The following is a 15,824-nucleotide window of genomic DNA, read 5'->3' on the forward strand; positions in this document are numbered from 1 at the left end:
GTTATTCGATGTACCCCAGATCCGCGAGTCGCGCTTCGACGTCGCCGTCGTCCGTTGCCACCTGCGCGTCCGGGTCGAACGCCGGATACGCCCGGGTGCCGACCGGCTCGACCGCCGGGAGCGCGGACCCGTCCATCCTGTCGCCGGCGGGGATTCCCAGCGTCGCCAGCACCGTCGGCGCCACGTCGAAGAGGTGTGCGCCCGAGAGGTCGGCGTCCGCGTCGACGCCCGCCCCCGCCATCGCGATCACCCCTTCGCGCTTGTGGTTGTACGGTTCGGAGGGCGGCCCGAACTGGCCGTCGCCCACCCGCGTCGAGAGGAACTCGTCGAACTCCCGCGGGACCGTCACCACGTCGGGCGCCGCCTCGACGTACGGCCCGGAGAACACCTCCTCGCGGCGCGCGACCCGCTCGAACGCCGGCCGGCCGTCGGGGGTCTCGACCGCCGACAGCATCGCGATCAGGTCCTCGCGCACTCGCTCGTAATCGCCGGGCGCGACGACGCCGTCGGGTTCGCGGCCCCGCAGGTTCACCCGGACGCCGAGTTCGATCCGGTCGCGCATGTACGCGACCGACTCGGCGAAGTCGACCCGTTCGGCGGCCGCCCGCGCCACGTCGTTCGGGACGCGCTCGGCGACGAAGTCGGCGAGCCCCACCGCGTCGAGTCCGGCGCGGATGCGCTGGCTGGTGATGCCGACCGCCGCACCCGCGGCGAGCGCCCGCCCGAGCGGGGAGAGACTGTCGGCGGCGTCCCTGCTCTCTTTGCCTTCCCGGAGCTGGTTCGACGCGATGGTCGACCACGTCGGCATCCCCTCGCCGTCGGCGGTGGTCTCGACGAGCCCCTGCTCGCGGAGGAATTCGTTGACTCGGAACTCGCTCCCGCGGTACTCGCCCATGCCGTGGTCGCTCGCTACCACGACGGTGTCCGGATCGCACTGGTCGAGGATCGCGCCGACCTGCTCGTCGACCGCCTCGTAGACCGCCCGGACGGCCTCGTCGTCGCCTGGCCGCTCGTGGAAGACGGTGTCGGTCTGCTGGAACTGGACGAACCCGAACGACGGGTCGAACCGATCGGCGAGGTACCGAAACGCCTCCCCGCGCATCTCGGTGAGTCGGCGGTACCACTCGATCTGCTCGTCGCCCGACACGTCCCGGGGCGCGTACACTCGGTAATCGCCCATTTCCGCCCGGAGGTCGGCGAGGAGTCCGGCGGGGTGACAGTCCGGCTCCTCGGGCGCGGTGTATCCGGGGACGATCGCGCCGTCGATCTCGCGGGGCGGGTGTGTCACGGGCGCGTTCACGACCACGCTGGTGCGGTCGTTGCGGTCTAAGACCTCCCAGAGGGTCCGCTCGCGGACGTGGGTCGCGTTCACCACGTCCCAGTCGTAGCCGTCGAACGTCAGAAACCCGAACACGCCGTGCTTGCCGGGGTTGACGCCGGTGTACAGCGACGGCCACGCGCTCGGGGTCCACGGCGGGATCTGCGAGCGCAGTCCCCCCGCGGTCCCCTCGTCGAATATCGACTCCAGCCGCGGCACCGCGTCGGTCTCGAACAGCGGGTCGAGGACCCGACGACACCCCGCGTCGACCCCGACGAGCAGGGTCTCCAAGTTCGTCTCCGGGCGATCAGCCATGTATCGGATCCACCGCCCGTCCGTCCTTTGTTATGGGCCGTCTGTCCCCCGACAAACCTGACCTGTCGGATCGTTCGGCGGTTATGCTTCCATTACGGCCCCTCACTCGCTATTCAACGGAGTGTTTCGATTTCTCTCCCGGACCGTTCGGTAAACGGCCACTACATTTAAATTGGTAAGCTAGTCTTGAATTGAAATCGGTACACTTTTGAATAGGTAACTTCCCATTGAGATACACATGGCACGCGATGATGCGGCACGCGAGACGGAGTCCGAAACGTCCCTGCTCGACCGGCGGTCGTACCTCAAGATGGCGGGTGCGGCGGCGGCGTCGGTCGCGGCGGTCGGTGCGTCAAGCAGTACCGCCGACGCGGCCGACTACGAGACGATCGAGATCCCCGCGGGCGAGCGCCGAGTGTTCGACGTCGGGTCGGGCGAGACCTTCGAGAACAAGCTGATCGACATCAGCGCCGACGGCGCTCACTTCAAGATCATGACCAACGGCGACGGTTGGACCGTCCGGAACATCGGCGTCCGGGGCCGGAACAACGACCGGTCGGACACGTTCGGCTGTATCTACTGCCGGGCCGACGAGGGCGGCGAGGGTCTCGTCGAGAACGTCTACATGGGCGACGGCGCGGCCGACCGGTGTGGCCACGCCGCCTTTTCGGGCTACGGCAACGCCGGCCACGTCACCATCCGGAACGTACACGTCCAGGGCTGGTCGGCCGACGGGATGTATCTGAGCCACCCCGGCGTCCCCGGCAACTCCGGCGGGACGTTCACGGTCGAGCGCGCGTTCGCGAAGAACAACAACATCGAGAACATTCGGATCGGCACCACGGGTAGCGAGATCCGCGACTCGGTCGTCCACGTCGAGGGCGAGAGCGCGGTCACGAGCAACGAGTCGGGCCAGAAGAACCCCCGCGGGATCTGGTTCAAAGAGGAGACCGGCCTGCTGGCCGTGAACTGCGACGTGAAGGTCGACGGCGCGACCGCCGTCTACGGCGGCGGGCGCGGCGGCGCGGGCACCCTCCGGAACTGCCGGGTCGACGGCTCGATCCGGGGCGACGTGACCGAGGAGAACGTCTCGGGCGACCCCGACGTCACCCCGCCCGAGACCGTCCCGATGTCCGCCGAGGCCGCGGCCGCGGGCGAGTCCGGCGGCGACGGCGGTAGCACCACTCAACCGACCACCGACGCCGACCAGTCCGCAGACGAGGACGGAACGCTGTTCGAACTGATCAGCGCCGACGACGCGTCGAGCGTCACCTACGAGTTCACCGTCGAGGGGAGCGTCTCGAAGAACCTCTCGGGGGACAACTCCGCGGAGGTCGCCGACTCGATCACCGACAACGGCGACGGGACCGTGACGGTCTCGGGCGTCGGGGGCAACGGGTACGGCGACTCCTTCTACGTTCAGGGGTCGATCACGGCGATCGACGTCGACGAGAGCGTCTGGACGCTCCGGTACGGCGGCGAGGAGGTGTCGGTCGAGGAGTTGGTCCTCCCGAACAAGCTGATCGTCGACGGCTCGAACCGACCGCGTGCGGTCACCACCTACACCTTCGAGGTCTCGGGGCGGGCCCGCAAGAGCGCCGACCTCGGGTCGGTCAACGCGTACGACGAGGTCTCGGACGGCGAGATCTCCGGTCGCATCGTCGGCGGGAAAGACGGCTACCGGTTCTCGGGCGAGGTCACCGGCTTCAGCATCGACGGCCCCGCCGACGTGCAGGTAGAGAACAACTCCTGATCGACGAATCGCTTCGACGCCGACCCTCGCGGCTAATCGGTCCCAAGCCCGGGAGAAACCGCTCGTTACTCCACGCTCGCCGTGAGACGGCTCGCGCGAGCGCTGTCCGTTGCAGACTGTTTCGGCCCTCCCGGATGACTGTTCCACCGACGGCCAGTGCTTTTAAATTAGTAACTTCACATTGAGCGAAAGTCGGAAGCTTTTTGAAGTGGTAAGCAACCATTGAGAACTGCATGGCACGCGACGATACGGCACGCGACCCCGGCACCGAACGCACTCGCCCCGACGAACGGTCACACCCCCGGCTGGCAGGTGTGGCCGCCACCCGTTCGGGCCGCACCGAGTCTCCCGTCCCCGCTGACACGACCCGGACGCTCGCGCCCGGCGACGCTCGGTCCGTCTGCTCCCCGGAGGGTCGAGATGGCGAGTAACGTTCAGGCCGGCCGCGAACGCTGGGAAGACGTGGCCCGCGATCCGGACCCCGAGGATCTGGGGTACGAACTCGACGACTGGGAGGTCATCCAGGCCCAGAAGGGCGATCGGGGCCACCTAATGTTCCTCCCCGACGACGAGGATCAGCTCCGCGAGGAGGCGTTCGTGGTGGCCGACGCCTGCTCGGTCTGCGACGTCGTCGACCGGATCTAGCTCGACTCGACGATCCGTCGGGCCGCCGCGAACAGGTCCTCGGCCCGCTCGGCCCGCCTCGCCTCCGCGGTCACGCGAACGAGGGGCTCGGTCCCGCTGGCGCGCACCAGAAACCACCCGCCCTCCGCGCTCGCGCGCACGCCGTCTCTGGTGTCGACTTCCGCGTACCGGGCGCAGACTCGCTCCCGGACGCCCTCCATCACCGCCTCCTTGCGATCGGTTTCGACGCTCCCACGAGAGAGCGGGTACGTCTCGATCTCCCCGACCAGCGACGCGAGCGATCCGCGGCGTGCGACCAGACCCGCGAGCCGACACGCCGCCAGCGGGCCGTCGGGACACAGCGTCTCGTCGGGCCAGATCCACGCGCCGCTTGGCTCGCCGCCGAACGCGACGTCGGGCTCGCTCGCCCGCTCGGCGACGTACACGTCTCCGACGCGCGTACGCGAGACCGAGACCCCGAGCGGGTCGAGCGAGTCGGCGACCGCGAGGCTCGTATCGACCGGGACGGCCACCCGGTCGGCCGCCGACCGATCGCCGGTCGCCTCGCGGGCGAACAGCGCGAGCAGGACGTCGCCCCCGACGAACTCCCCGTCGGCGGCGACCGCGCGCATCCGGTCGGCGTCGCCGTCGTGAGCGATCCCGAGGTCGGCGCCGGTCGCGGCGACGGTGTCCGCGAGCGTCCGGCAGTTCTCGGCGGTCGGCTCGCTCGGGCGCGCCGGGAACGATCCGTCGGGGTCGGCGTCGAGCGTCTGGACGTCGTGTCCAAGCGCCCGGAGCGCCTCGGCGGTCACCCCGCCGACCCCGTTGCCGACGTCGAGAACCACCGAGAGGTCGCCCGGCTCGGCGGCGTCGGCAAGCGCCGCGGCGTGGCGGTCGGTCGCGCCGTCCCACCGCGTGACCTCGCCGAGCCCGTCCCACGGCGCGAGGTCGACGTCGCCCTCCCGGACCCGGCGGGCGACGGCCTCGCGCTGGGCCTCGTCGAACGCCTGCCCGGAGGGATTCCACAGCTTCAGTCCGTTGTCGGGCGCGGGGTTGTGACTCGCGGTGACCACGAGCCCGGCGTCGGCGTCGCGCCACCCGACGCTCCGGGCGACGGTGGGCGTGGCCGCCCGTCCGATTCGGACGACGTCAGCGCCACACTCCCGGAGTCCGGCGGCCGCCGCGTCCGCGAGCATCCGGCCGCTCTCGCGGGCGTCGCGCCCGACCACGACCGTCTCGTACCCCTCGCTGGCGACCGCCCGGCCCACGTCGAGCGCGAGCCGGCAGGTCACGGTGTCGCCGACCGCGCCGCGGACGCCGCTTGTCCCGAACATCTCAGTGCTCCTGGCCGTCGGCGCGGCTCAGTTCGGGCGGGGTGCCGACCTCGTCGGTCCGCCGGTAGTTGAGAAAGTGGACGACCGACGAGACGCCGAACGCCACGAGGATCACCGTCGCCACCACGAGCCCCGAGAGCAACTCGAACGGGTAGACGTCGAGCCAGACCGCCGCGACCAGCGCGGAGCTCACCGCGACCAGCCCGAGGTAGTACCGGTCCCACGGGAACTGCTCGCGAGAGACCTCGCCGAGATAGAGGTTGAGATCCGACGCCCGGTCGCCGAGTCGGACCACGCCCGCGTCCCGATCGTACTCGACGATGTCGGCCTCATCGAGCTTCGGGAGGTGGGTCTGGTACAGCGAGATGTACACCCGCTTTCGCTGTTCGGTCGTGAGCGCCGCGAGCGTGGTTTCGTTTTCCCACGCCGCGACCTGCTCGGTGAGATCCGACAGCTCGGTTTCGCCGCCCTCCTGACGGAGGTAGTAGAGCGCGTATCGGCGTCTGGGGCTTTTCAGCACTTCGAACACCTCGTCTTGGGAGAGCTGGTCGGTTCTAGACATAGTCCAGTGGCCGCCGGCCGGTCGTCGGGGGCGATACGTCTACTGGGCCACCGGACGGGGGAGATGTGCGCAGGTGAGACCGCCGCATACACCCGATATTGCGGCGTTGGCACTTTGTTACCCGCGTGCTGTTCGGGGGTAATCCGACGGTACGGTCGGTCAGCGCCGGCGATACGGGGTGGATAGCCCGCGTCGATCCGCGCGCTCGACTCGGCGACGACCGGGGGTCGACCGCTGGGTCTCGTTCGGGCCCATTCGCCCGCGAGAGGCCCGATAGGCGTCGCCTTCGGGGGAACCAGCCGGCGTATAACAAAGAGGCGTGCAGGGCATGGGGAGAATAACGCCCGGCCTTCCCCCGCTCGGGACGCACGGGCACACCCACTCGATCCCCTATGATCACGTTACCGACCGAAACGACTCGATTCTCGACGCGCACAGCGCCGGAGGTGACCGTCCGTGGCTAAGTCGGACGCCCCCGCCACCGACGACCGACTGGTCCCGCGGCTCGGAGACGACTGTGAGATCGCTCCCGACGCGATCCTCGGCCACCGCCACGCCGCCGACGCCGATCCCCCGGTCGTCGGCGACCGCGCCACCGTCCGGTCGGGGAGCATCGTCTACGCGGACGTGGAGATCGGCGACGACTTCACCACCGGCCACAACGCCGTGATCCGGGAGGACACCCGGATCGGCGACGACGTGGTCGTCGGCACCGACACGGTGATCGACGGGACGACGGCGATCGGCTCGCACGTCAGCCTCCAGACCGGAGTCTACGTCCCGACCGACACCGTCCTCGGCGACGAGGTGTTCGTCGGTCCGCACGCGGTGCTCACAAACGACCCCTACCCGATCCGCCGGGACGTCGACCTCGACGGACCGACCCTCGAAGACCACGTCTCGATCGGCGCGAACGCCACCCTCCTGCCCGGCGTAACCGTCGGCGAGGGCGCGTTCGTGGCCGCGGGCGCGGTCGTGACCGAAGACGTCCCGCCCGGGACGCTCGCGGTGGGCGCACCCGCCGACCACCGACCGCTCCCGGCGGAACTGACCGGGGGGAACCGGATCGCATGAGCGAGATTCCGATCGCCGACCCCGCGCTCGGCGACCGCGAGATCGCAGAGGTGGTCGACGTGCTCGAATCCGGTCACCTCGCCGACGGCCCGCAGGTCCGGAAGTTCGAGGCCGAGTTCGCAGAGTTCAGCGGAGCCGACCGGGGCGTCGCGACCGCCAACGGCACGACCGCGCTCCACGCCGCCCTCGAAGCGCTCGGCGTCGGCGACGGCGACGTGGTCGTCACCTCGCCGTTCTCGTTCGTCGCGAGCGCGAACGCGATCCGGCTCGCGGGCGCCGAACCCCGGTTCGCCGACGTCGACCCCGAGACCTTCACCCTCGATCCGACCGCGGTCGAGGAGACGCTCCGGCGCGAGGACGACGTGGCCGCGATCCTGGCGGTCCACCTCTACGGGCTGGCGGCCGAGATGGACCGACTCGGCGAGCTCGCCGACCGTCACGACGTGGCGCTGGTCGAGGACGCCGCACAGGCCCACGGCGCGCAGTTCCGTGGCCGGAAGGTGGGATCGTTCGGCGACGCCGCCTGCTTCTCGTTTTACCCGACCAAGAACATGACCACCGGGGAGGGCGGGATGATCACGACCGACCGCGACGACGTCGCCGACCGCGCCGAGAGCTACGTCAACCACGGCCGACCCCCCGAGGGCGGCTACGACCACGTCCGGGTCGGCCACAACTTCCGGCTGACCTCGATGGCGGCCGCGATCGGCCGGGTCCAACTGGAGCGGCTCCCCGAGTACAACGACGCCCGGCGGGCGAACGCCGCCGCCCTGAACGAGGCGCTGGCCGACGCCGACGTGATCACGCCGACCGAGCCCGACGATCGCCGCCACGTCTATCACCAGTACACGATCCGGGCGAACGATCGGGACGCGCTGGCCGCACACCTCGACGACGCCGGGATCGCCACCGGGGTCTACTACCCGACGCCGATCCACGAACAGCCGGCGTACGACGACGTCGACGACGCCGCCCCCGTCGCCGAGCGCACCGCCGAACAGGCCCTCTCGCTCCCGGTTCATCCGAACGTCTCCGAGCGAGACGTCAGAACGATCGCCAAAGCGGTCCGCGAGTACGACTCCGATTCATGAACGACAACGCATCTCCGATCGACACAGCGGTACTGGGCGTCGGCAGCATGGGTCGCCACCACGCCCGCGTCTACAGCGAACTCCCCGACGTGAACCTCGTCGGCGTCTACGACCTCGACCGGGACGCCGCCCGCGAGGTGGCCGCCGACAACGGCACGCGTGCCCTGCCGCTCGACGAACTGCTGGACGCCACCGACGCCGCCTCGATCGCCGTCCCGACGCCGTACCACGCCGAACTCGCCGAGGCGTGTATCGACAACGGCGTCGACGTGCTGGTCGAAAAGCCGTTCGTCGACGACCTCGACGCCGGCCGAGCGCTCCTCGACCGGGCCGAGGCGGCGGGCGTGACCGTGCAGGTCGGCCACGTCGAGCGGTTCAACCCGGCGGTCCGGGCGCTGGCCGACATCGTCGCCGACCTCGACGTGATCGCGGTCGACGCCCACCGGCTCGGGCCGCCCCCGGAGGGTCGAGCCGTCGACGAGAGCGCGGTGCTCGATCTGATGATCCACGACATCGACGTGGTGCTGGCGATGCTCGACGCCGAGGTCGCGGACGTGAGCGCCAACGGCGCGAAGTCCAACCAGTACGCCAGCGCGAACGTCCGGTTCGACGACGGCACCCTCGCGTCGTTCACCGCGAGCCGGGTGACCCAACAGCGGGTCCGGACGCTCGCGATCACGGCCGAGGACTGCCGGGTCAACGTCGACTACATCGACCGATCGGTCGAGATCCACCGCCACTCGCTTCCCGAGTACATCGAGGACAACGGCGACGTGCGCTACCGCCACGAGAGCATCGTCGAGCGCCCGACCGTCGAGACCGGCGAGCCGCTCAAAAACGAACTGGAGTCGTTCGTCGCGGCGGCCCGCGGCGAGCGCGAACCGGTGGTCTCCGGCGAGGACGGCCTCCGGGTCCTCGAAGTCGCCCGCCGGATCGACCGGGTCGCCGGTCGCGAGGCCCCCGAAGCCGAGGTGAGCGCGCGGTGAGCCTACAGGTCCACGGCCTCTACGGGAGCGAGGCGCCCGAGAGCGTCCAGCGGGCGGCGTTCCGGACCGGGCAAGTCCCGGTCGCGGTGTACGGCCTCGGGAAGATGGGGCTCCCGCTGGCGGCGGTGTACGCCGAGACGACCGGCAACGTCGTCGGCGCGGACGTCGATCCCGAGGTAGTCGAGGCGATCGACGCCGGGGAGTGTCACGTCGACCGCGAGCCCGGCCTGCCCGAGTTGGTCCGCGAGACCGTCGCGGCGGGGGCGCTCGAAGCGACCGACGATCCCCGAGAGGCGGCGGCTCGCGCCGCCGTCCACGTCGTCATCGTCCCGACCCCGATCACCGACGAGAAGGAGGCCGACCTCTCGATCCTGCGGTCGGTCGCCGGCGACATCGGCGCGAACCTCGACCCCGGCGACCTCGTGGTCGTCGAGTGCACGGTACCGCCCCGGACCTGCGAGGACCTCCTCCGGCCGTTGCTCGCCGACGCGGCGGGCCACGAGGCGTTCGGGCTCGCGTTCTGTCCCGAGCGCACCGCGAGCGGGCGCGCGCTCAGGGACATCCGGGGCGCCTACCCCAAGGTGGTCGGCGGGATCGACGACGAGAGCACCCGAGTCGCCGAACTCGTCTACGACCACATCACGGACAACGAGGTGCTCGCGGTCTCGGACGCCACCACCGCGGAGGCGGTGAAGGTGTTCGAGGGCCTCTACCGCGACGTGAACATCGCACTGGCGAACGAGCTGGCGACGCTCACCGACGAGTTCGGGATCGACGTCAACGAGGCGATCGCGACCGCCAACACCCAGCCGTTCTGCGACATCCACGACCCCGGACCGGGCGTCGGGGGCCACTGCATCCCCTACTACCCGTACTTCGTGATCAACGAGGTCGACGCCGACGCCCGACTGCTGTCGACCGCCCGCGAGGTCAACGACGCGATGCCGGCGTTCACCGTCGAGACGCTGGCTCGCGAACTCGACGCCGAGGGGACGAGTCCCGACGACGCGACCGTCGCGGTGCTGGGCCTGACCTACCGACCCGGCGTCGAGGAGATCCGGGCGACCCCGGCCGGCCCCATCGCCGAGCGGCTCTCGGCGCTCGGCGCCGAAGTCCTCGCGGTCGATCCGATGCTCGACGACGCCGAACCCTTCGAGGCCGAAATGGTATCGCGCGCGGAGCTTTACGGCGCCGATCTCGACGCCGCCGTGATGGTGACCCCCCACGAGGAGTTCGACGCCATCGAGTGGGAGCGGTTCGACCCGCTGGTCGTCGTCGACGGTCGCGGGAGCCTCGACCTCGCGGCCACCGACCACCGCGTCTACACCATCGGGAGCGGCCCGACGGGCGGACGCGACGCGGCGCTCTCCGAGGAGGTGGCCGAATGAAGGTCCTGACCGTGGTCGGGGCCCGACCGCAGTTCATCAAGGCCGCCGCGGTCTCGCGCGAGCTTCGCGAGCGCCACGAGGAGGTGCTGGTCCACACCGGCCAACACTACGACGAGGAGATGTCGGACGTGTTCTTCGAGGAACTGGGGATCCCGGAGCCCGACGCCAACCTCGGGGTCGGGTCCGACGACCACGGCGCCCAGACCGCCGAGATGCTGGTCGGGCTCGAAGACCTGATCGCCAGCGAGCGACCGGACGCGGTGCTCGTCTACGGCGACACCAACTCCACGCTCGCGGCGGCGATCGCCGCCGCGAAGATGGACCCCGCGCTGGCGCACGTCGAGGCCGGGCTCCGGAGCTACAACCGCGAGATGCCCGAGGAGATAAACCGGGTCCTGACCGACCACGCCGCAGACCGGCTGTTCGCGCCCTCCGCGCGTGCGGTCGAGAACCTCGCCGCCGAGGGCGTGACCGACGGGGTCCGGGACACCGGCGACGTGATGTACGACGCGGTGCTGTGGGCGCGCGACCGGGCGACCGACCGCTCTACGGTCCTCGACGATCTCGGAGTCGACCCCGGCGAGTACGTGCTTGCGACGGTCCACCGCGCGGCCAACACCGACGACCCCGACCGGCTCGCGGCCGTGCTCGACGCGCTGGCCGCCGACTCTCGCGAGGTGGTGTTCCCGGCCCACCCACGGACAGTAAACCGTATGCGCGAATACGGACTCTACGACGAGGCGCGCGACCGACTCACGCTCACCGATCCGGTGGGGTACCTCGACTTCGTGCGCCTGCAGGACGCGGCGGCCGTCGTCGCGACCGACTCCGGGGGCGTCCAGAAGGAGGCGTTCTTCCTCGATACGCCCTGCGTGACGATGCGCGAGGAGACCGAGTGGCGCGAGACCGTCGCCGCGGGCTGGAACACCCTCGTGGGCGCCGACGGCGAGGCCATCAGCCGGGCGCTCGCGAGCGCCGACCCGCCGGCGGACAAGCCCCAGCCGTACGGCGACGGCACCGCCGCGGCGGCCATCGTCGACGGATTAGACGATGTCTGAGCCGACGTCGGCGCCGATGCCCGGTGGCGCCGAGTTCGTCCTCCTGCTGACCCACGACGTCGACCGGCCGTACAAGTCGGTGCAGGCGCTCTATCACGCGGTCGAGCGCCGAGACCTGGGCCAGCTCCGGTCGCTTGTCCCCGGAACCAACCCGTGGTGGCAGTTCGAGGAGATCAGGGAGTTAGAGGCGTCGCTCGGGGTGCGGTCGGCGTTTTACTTCCTCCGGGAGAGACGCCTGCTCGAACGCGAGCCGAGCGACTGGCTCGATCCCTTCTACTGGATCGAGCACGTCGGACGCTACGATTTTACGGCCCCCGAGATGCGAGATCTCCTCGCCGAACTCGACGAGGGCGGCTGGGAGGTCGGCCTCCACGGCTCGTACGACTCCTACGACGACCCCGACCGGCTCCAGCGCGAGAAGGCGCTGCTGGAGGCGGCGCTGGGGGGGTCGGTCGCGGGCGGGCGCCAGCACCACCTGAACCGGGGGCCCGAGACGTGGCGCCATCACCGCGAGATCGGACTGCGATACGACGCCACGCCGGGGTCGAGCACCGAGTACGGGTTCGAGCGGGGCTACGAACCGCTCCGGCCGTTCGACGACGAGTTCGTCGTGTTCCCGCTCACCCTGATGGAGGCCGCGCTCCCGGACCCCGGCGAACAGTTCGACCGGGCGTGGGCGGCGTGTGCGGATCTGCTCGCGGAAGCCGACGACAACGACGCCGTGATGACGGTGCTGTGGCACCCGCGGCTGTTCACCGAGCGGGACTTCCCCGGCTACCGGTCGCTCTATCGGCGCCTCGTCGAGACCGCCCTCGAAATGGGCGCGTGGGTCGGCCCGCCGGGCGAGTACTACGAACTGCTCGACCACCCCGACGGATCGGCGTCCGGCGCCGAGTCCGACCGCCCGAACGGCGCGAACGCCGACGACCGCGCGGGCCGCGGTGAGGGGCAGGGCGGCCCTACCTCGGGACAGGCGGGGGATAACAAAGTGAAAACCGCCGCTAATCGGGAGCCAACAGGATGAGAGTCGAGCAACTCGAACTGTCCGAGTGGGAGTCGGCGCTGCCGAGCGACGGCTTCGAGGTCTTCCACCTGCCCGAGGCCCTGACCGTGATCGAGCGCCACACCGACGCGGAGATGAAGCTGTTCGGCGGCTTCAAGGGCCAACAGCCCATCGCGCTGTTGCCCGCGTTCGTCCGCGAGCGGTCGGTCGGGACCGCCGTGACGTCGCCGCCGCCGGGACTCGGCATCCCGCGGCTCGGCCCGATCATGATGCCCACCAGCCCGAAGCGGCGCAAGCAGGAGAAAGTCAACCAGGAGTTCACCGAGAAGGTGCTCGCGCAGGTCGGCACCGACCTCGGGCTCGACGAGCGCCTCGCCGACGCGGGCGTCGAATCGCCGGTGGCCGAGTCGGTGCTCGATCGGCTCGACGTCGACTCGCGGCTGACGCTCTTCCGGATGATCTGTAACGCCGACTACGCGGACCCCCGGCCGTACGCGTGGGGGAGCCTCCGGGTCGAGCCCAACTTCACGTACTTCCTCGATCTGAGCGGTCGAGACGCCGAGGCCGTCCGCAACTCCTTCTCGAAGAGCCTCCGGCGGGAGATCCGCGACGCCGAGGCGCTCGACGTGAGCGTCGACACCGAGGGGCTGGCGGGCGCTCGGGACGTGTTCCGGGCGACCCGGCGGCGGTACGCCGAGCAAGACGAGCCGTTCACCCAGTCGTGGGCGTACGTCCGGAGCCTCTTCGAGGCGCTTGACGACCGCGCGCGGGCGTACGTCGCCCGCGGTCCCGACGGCGAGTACCTCTCGGGGATCACCGCCCTCTACTCGAACGACGCGGCGTACTTCTGGCAGGGCGGCGCGAAGGCGATCTACGAGGGAACCGCGGTCAACAGCCTGATCCACTGGCGGCTCATCGAGGATATCATCGAGGACCCGCCGGTCGAGTCGGTCGACACCTACGACCTGATGGGCGCGAACACCGAGCGGCTCTGTCGGTACAAGGCGAAGTTCGGCGCCGACCTCGTCCCCTACTACGTGGTCGAGTCGTCGGGCGCGGCGATGGACGTCGCCAAACGGGCCTATCAGCTGGTCCAGTAACGAACTCGACAGTCGCTCGCGAGCGTCCGTTTTCTCGCCGGCGCAGTTTCCGGCCGGAAGCGGCCGGCTACGCCATCTCGGCGATCTCGACGCCGGCGTCGGATTCGAGCCACGCGGCGTGGTTCCGGGTGTCGTAGACGACGACCCGGCCCTCGCCGTCGGTGAACGCGGCGTAGCGGTCGGTCTCGGGGCGGTTCTCCCGTCGGTCGTTCTCGCCGTCGTACTTGGTGGTCATTGGATTCGCTCGCTGTGTCCCCGTTAGTGGGTTTCTATGAGTAACTCAGGGTCGAGGACTGATAAGTATTAGCACGGTGTGGAAACTCGCCCCACTGCCGTGTCCGCTTTTCGGAGCCTATCGGTCTACAGGCGCCCCATAACAAAGCCCCGAGACGGGCACGGTTCGACGTACCTACCGCTCTCACCATGGATTCGGACACCCACGCCTCCCGAACGCGGGAGAAAGTGACACTCCTCGTCGGTTTCGCGTCGCTCGCCGCGGCGGTGGCCATCGCCCACCGGTCGCCGCCGTCGGCGTACGAGCTGTCGATCTACGCCGGGACCCCGGCGGCGTTCTGGGTCGGTGCGGGCGCCGGTCTCGTCGCGTCGGTGTTCGTCTCGCTGACCGGACGGGGCCGGCGTCGACGGCTCGGGCTGGTCCTCGGCGGAGTCACCGCGCTCGCGATCGCCTCGCTGCCCGTGATCCGGTCGTACCACTTCTACGGCGCCGGCGACTCGCTCACTCACCTCGGATGGGCGAAAGACATCGCGGCCGGCCGGCTCTCGGTACTGGAGTTTCTCTACCCCGGGGTCCACACGATCGCGGTGATGATCGGCGACGTGACCGGGATGGCGCTGTCGCGCGCGCTGCTCGTGACGGTGGTGGCGTTCACCGCGGTGTTCGTGGTCTTCGTCCCGCTCGCGACGTGGGCGATGACCCGGGACCGCCGCGCCACCGCGGTCGCGGCCCTGTCGTCGTTTCTCTTCTTGCCCGTAAACAACCTCAGCGTCTTCGAGATGGCCCATCCGACCTCTCAGGCCATCATGTTCCTGCCGCTGGTGCTGTATCTGCTTGCCCGGTACGTGACCCGCGCCGACCGCGGGGGCCTGCCGATCGGGACCCCGACGGGCGTGCTCGCGGCGCTCGCGTCGGTCGCGATCCTGCTGGTCCACCCCCAGCAGGCCGCCAACGTGGTGGTCGTGTTCGGCGCGGTGCTCGGAATCCAGTTGCTCTCGCGGTGGCTCGGGACGCCGGCCGCCGACCACAAGCTTCTGGGCTTCCAGACCGCCTTCGTGGCGGCGGCGTTCCTGCTGTGGGCGCCCCGCCACGACCGAGCGTCGGGTGCCACCTCCTCGCTGGTCGAGATGCTACTGAGCGGATCCGAGATAGCCGGCGACGTCGGCGCGCAGGCGCTGTCGGTGTCTGCCATCGGCGGGAGCGTCGCGGTGCTCTTTCTGAAGCTCTTTCTGGTGAGTCTCGTGTTCGCCGCCCTCACCGCACTGCTGGTCTTCGACGGGCTCCGGGGCGGGCTCGAAGACCCCGACGCCAACGCCTTCGTCCGGTACTTCGGGGTCGGACTGATCCCGCTTCTGGGGCTTTTCGCGGCGTTCCTGCTCGTGAGCTACGCCGGGCTCCACTTCCGCCAGCTCGGGTTCGTGATGGTGCTCGGGACGATACTGGGCGCGCTCGCGATCGCCCGGGCCATCGAAACGCTTTCGACCCGGTTCTCGGCGGGAACCGCGAGGGCCGCGGTCGGCGTGGTCTTCGTCGTGATGCTGGCGCTCTCGGTCCCGACGCTATATCAGTCTCCGTACATGTATCAGGGGTCGGGCCACGTCACGCAGGCCCAGATGACCGGCTACGAACACTCGTTCGAGTACGCCGGCGACCCGTCGTTCTTCGGAATCAGAGGCACCGGCGAGCGGTACGCGGACGGCACGCTCGGCTTCGAGGCGAGCCGAGAGCGTGCGCCCACCGCCGGGAGCCTCTACGCGAACACGAACGCCACCGGCGAGAACTTCACCGGATCGTACATCGCCGCCAACCTCGGGGAGCGGTACCTCGCGTTCACCGACGCGACGCGCCAACAGGACGTGGCGGTGTATCGCGAACTCCGGTTCTCGGCGGCGGGCTTCCGGTCGCTCGACGCCACGCCGGGGATCGACCGCGTGCGGGCCAACCCCGACGCACAGACGTACCTGATCAACGGGACGCGATAGG

At 70.0% G+C, this 15,824-nt stretch carries 14 protein-coding genes; 10 read left to right on the forward strand and 4 right to left on the reverse strand.

Going from position 1 to position 15,824, the window contains the following annotated elements:
* Nucleotide 1 precedes the first annotated feature (1 nt).
* Entirely contained in the window at nt 2–1,633 is a 1,632-nt protein-coding gene (locus EPY72_RS16555) for an alkaline phosphatase family protein (RefSeq protein WP_168216060.1), read from the reverse strand.
* A 238-nt stretch (nt 1,634–1,871) separates the two neighbouring features.
* On the opposite strand from EPY72_RS16555, the gene EPY72_RS16560 reads away from it, so the two are divergent.
* Both EPY72_RS16560 and EPY72_RS16565 read left to right on the forward strand, forming a co-directional pair.
* On the forward strand, nt 1,872–3,386 hold the full coding sequence (locus EPY72_RS16560) for a hypothetical protein (RefSeq protein WP_135807137.1): 1,515 nt from the start codon (nt 1,872–1,874) through the stop codon (nt 3,384–3,386).
* A 420-nt stretch (nt 3,387–3,806) separates the two neighbouring features.
* Nucleotides 3,807–4,031, forward strand: a complete 225-nt coding sequence (locus EPY72_RS16565; protein ID WP_134672113.1) for a hypothetical protein — start codon at nt 3,807–3,809, stop codon at nt 4,029–4,031.
* Here EPY72_RS16565 and glmM read toward each other — a convergent pair.
* Nucleotides 4,028–5,344, reverse strand: a complete 1,317-nt coding sequence (gene glmM / locus EPY72_RS16570) for a phosphoglucosamine mutase (protein WP_135807138.1) — start codon at nt 5,342–5,344, stop codon at nt 4,028–4,030. The two genes, EPY72_RS16565 and glmM, sit on opposite strands and share 4 nt — an antisense overlap.
* A gap of 1 nt (nt 5,345) precedes the next feature.
* On the reverse strand, nt 5,346–5,906 hold the full coding sequence (locus EPY72_RS16575) for a DUF7344 domain-containing protein (RefSeq protein ID WP_134672111.1): 561 nt from the start codon (nt 5,904–5,906) through the stop codon (nt 5,346–5,348).
* A gap of 456 nt (nt 5,907–6,362) precedes the next feature.
* Here EPY72_RS16575 and EPY72_RS16580 point away from each other — a divergent pair, with 456 nt between their 5' ends.
* From EPY72_RS16580 to EPY72_RS16610, 7 genes are read left to right on the forward strand one after another with little or no spacing between them, the layout of a single operon-like run.
* Nucleotides 6,363–6,980, forward strand: coding sequence for an acyltransferase (locus EPY72_RS16580; RefSeq protein WP_394346152.1), 618 nt, complete (start codon nt 6,363–6,365; stop codon nt 6,978–6,980).
* Nucleotides 6,977–8,071 carry a DegT/DnrJ/EryC1/StrS family aminotransferase gene (locus tag EPY72_RS16585; RefSeq protein ID WP_135807139.1) on the forward strand — a complete coding sequence of 365 codons (1,095 nt, stop codon included), beginning with the start codon at nt 6,977–6,979 and terminating at the stop codon, nt 8,069–8,071. Before EPY72_RS16580 ends, EPY72_RS16585 begins: the two co-directional genes overlap by 4 nt.
* The gene (locus tag EPY72_RS16590) at nt 8,068–9,057 is read left to right on the forward strand and encodes a Gfo/Idh/MocA family protein (protein ID WP_135807140.1); all 990 of its coding nucleotides are present in this window, start codon (nt 8,068–8,070) and stop codon (nt 9,055–9,057) included. Before EPY72_RS16585 ends, EPY72_RS16590 begins: the two co-directional genes overlap by 4 nt.
* Entirely contained in the window at nt 9,054–10,445 is a 1,392-nt protein-coding gene (locus EPY72_RS16595) for a nucleotide sugar dehydrogenase (RefSeq protein WP_135807141.1), read from the forward strand. Before EPY72_RS16590 ends, EPY72_RS16595 begins: the two co-directional genes overlap by 4 nt.
* Entirely contained in the window at nt 10,442–11,503 is a 1,062-nt protein-coding gene (gene wecB / locus EPY72_RS16600; protein WP_135807142.1) for a non-hydrolyzing UDP-N-acetylglucosamine 2-epimerase, read from the forward strand. Before EPY72_RS16595 ends, wecB begins: the two co-directional genes overlap by 4 nt.
* Complete coding sequence (locus EPY72_RS16605; RefSeq protein ID WP_244605609.1) at nt 11,496–12,527, forward strand: polysaccharide deacetylase family protein; 1,032 nt, start codon at nt 11,496–11,498, stop codon at nt 12,525–12,527. Before wecB ends, EPY72_RS16605 begins: the two co-directional genes overlap by 8 nt.
* Complete coding sequence (locus EPY72_RS16610; RefSeq protein ID WP_135807143.1) at nt 12,524–13,606, forward strand: GNAT family N-acetyltransferase; 1,083 nt, start codon at nt 12,524–12,526, stop codon at nt 13,604–13,606. The genes EPY72_RS16605 and EPY72_RS16610 overlap by 4 nt, the downstream gene beginning before the upstream one ends.
* Before the next feature lie 67 nt (nt 13,607–13,673).
* On the opposite strand, the gene EPY72_RS19565 is transcribed toward EPY72_RS16610, so the two are convergent.
* The gene (locus tag EPY72_RS19565; RefSeq protein ID WP_167599495.1) at nt 13,674–13,841 is read right to left on the reverse strand and encodes a DUF7331 family protein; all 168 of its coding nucleotides are present in this window, start codon (nt 13,839–13,841) and stop codon (nt 13,674–13,676) included.
* Between the two features lie 188 nt (nt 13,842–14,029).
* On the opposite strand from EPY72_RS19565, the gene EPY72_RS16615 reads away from it, so the two are divergent.
* A complete protein-coding gene (locus EPY72_RS16615; RefSeq protein ID WP_135807144.1) occupies nt 14,030–15,823 on the forward strand; it encodes a hypothetical protein in 1,794 nt (597 codons plus the stop codon).
* The last annotated feature ends 1 nt before the right edge of the window (nt 15,824 follow it).

The sequence above is a fragment of the Halorussus marinus genome, assembly GCF_004765795.1.
Taxonomy (GTDB): Archaea; Halobacteriota; Halobacteria; order Halobacteriales; family Haladaptataceae; genus Halorussus; species Halorussus marinus.